Consider the following 1687-nt stretch of genomic DNA (forward strand, 5'->3'; position numbering starts at 1 on the left):
CGGCACCGGAGGGGCGCGCGGACCGGCCGGCTTGGGGAGCGGCGGGGCGCCGCCGCTCTCGGGCACCCTGGGCGGGTGAGCGGATCCTCGGCGTCGGCCCCTGCGGGGGCGTCCGGCGGCGACCCCGCAGGCGACCTGCGCGTGACCCGCGGGGTGCTCCTGCCGTCGGCGGAGCTCGCGTGGCGCTTCAGCCGGGCCGGCGGCCCGGGCGGGCAGGGCGTCAACACCACCGACTCCGCGGTGGAGCTGCGCTGGGTCCCCGCGCGCTCGCGGGCGCTGTCGGCGCCGCAGCGCGAGCGGCTGCTGGAGCGCCTCGGCCCCCGGCTCGTCGACGGCGCGCTCGTCGTCCGGGCCTCCGAGCACCGCGAGCAGCTCCGCAACCGCGCGAGCGCCCGCGAGCGCCTCGCCGCCCTCGTCGCCGAGGGCCTGCGCCCACCGCCCGCCTCGCGGCGCGCGACGGCGCCCTCGCGGCAGGCGCGTGCCCGCCGCACCGACGCCAAGACGGCGCGCGGGCGGACGAAGGCGCTGCGCCGGCGGCCCGACGACGGCTGAGGTCGGCCGGCCGCGGCGCCGGGCCGCTGCGGGTCGTCGCCGACGGCGCCGGCGTGGCCCTCCCGGCCCGCCGCCCGCGGCACGCTCCCGCGGCGGCGCGGGCCCTCCCGCGCGCGCCGTCGTCGCCTCGGCCAGGGTGGGCCGGTGCCCGACCGCCACCGCCCCTCCCGCGCGTCCGCCGATCGCGGCCCCCGGCCCCAGCCGCAGCCCGGCACGTGGTCGACGGCGAGCGGCGTCGTCGAGCTCGCCCGCAGCGGCAGCGACGGGCGGGCCTGGACCGTCTTCGTCAACGGCGTCGCCAGCTCCTCGGTCCACACGGGCGACCCGACGGTCCTGGAGTTCGAGTACCTGCGGTGGATGGCCGACGTCCTCGACGAGCGCGAGCCGGCCGGGGGGCCGCTCGAGGTCGTCCACCTCGGCGCCGCCGGGTGCGCCCTCGCCCGCTACGTGGACGCGACGCGCCCGGGCTCGCGGCAGGTCGCCGTCGAGGTCGACGAGGACCTCGCCCGCCTGGTCCGCGAGTGGTTCGACCTGCCCCGCTCCCCCGCCCTGCGCCTGCAGGTCGGCGACGCCCGCGAGCGCCTGGCGACCCGCCGCGACGCCAGTGCCGACGCCGTCGTCCGCGACGTCTTCGCCGGGGACACGACGCCCCGGCACGTGCGGACCCTCGAGTTCACCCGGGACGTCGCCCGGGTGCTGCGCCCGGACGGCACCTACCTCGCCAACGTGGCCGACCGGCCGCCGCTGAAGAAGCTGCGCCGTGAGGTCGCCACGGTGGCGGAGGTCTTCGAGCACGTGGGCGTCCTGGCGGAGACGGGCCTGCTCCGGGGCCGCCGCTACGCCAACGCCGTCGTCGTCGCCTCGCCAGCGCCGCTGCCCGCCGACCGGCTCGTCCGCCGGGCGGCGCGAGCTCCCGTGCCCACGCGGTGGGTCGACGGCGACGACCTCGTCGAGCTCGTGGCCGGGGCGAGGCCCGAGCACGACCCGGTGCCGCCGGGCGAGCCGGTCGCCGGGCCAGAGGTCGGGCCGGACGTCGGCGAGCACGGTGCGGGCTGAGCCGTCCACGAGCGTGACCGTGCACGGTCACGCTCGTGGACGGCTCAGCCCGCACCGTGCTCGCCGACGTCCGGCCCGA

2 protein-coding genes are annotated in these 1687 nt (G+C 80.5%); both read left to right on the plus strand.

What is annotated here, in order from left to right; translation table 11 throughout:
• Nucleotides 1-75: 75 nt before the first annotated feature.
• Nucleotides 76-552, plus strand: coding sequence for an alternative ribosome rescue aminoacyl-tRNA hydrolase ArfB (arfB, locus tag WDV85_RS09475; protein WP_339570369.1), 477 nt, complete (start codon nt 76-78; stop codon nt 550-552).
• Nucleotides 553-696: 144 nt separating this feature from the next.
• Nucleotides 697-1608 (plus strand): spermidine synthase, encoded by a 912-nt coding sequence (locus tag WDV85_RS09480; RefSeq protein WP_339570370.1) that lies wholly within the window; start codon nt 697-699, stop codon nt 1606-1608.
• Nucleotides 1609-1687: the final 79 nt, after the last annotated feature.

The sequence above is a fragment of the Pseudokineococcus sp. 5B2Z-1 genome (genome assembly GCF_037482305.1).
Classification (GTDB): Bacteria; Actinomycetota; Actinomycetes; order Actinomycetales; family Quadrisphaeraceae; genus Pseudokineococcus.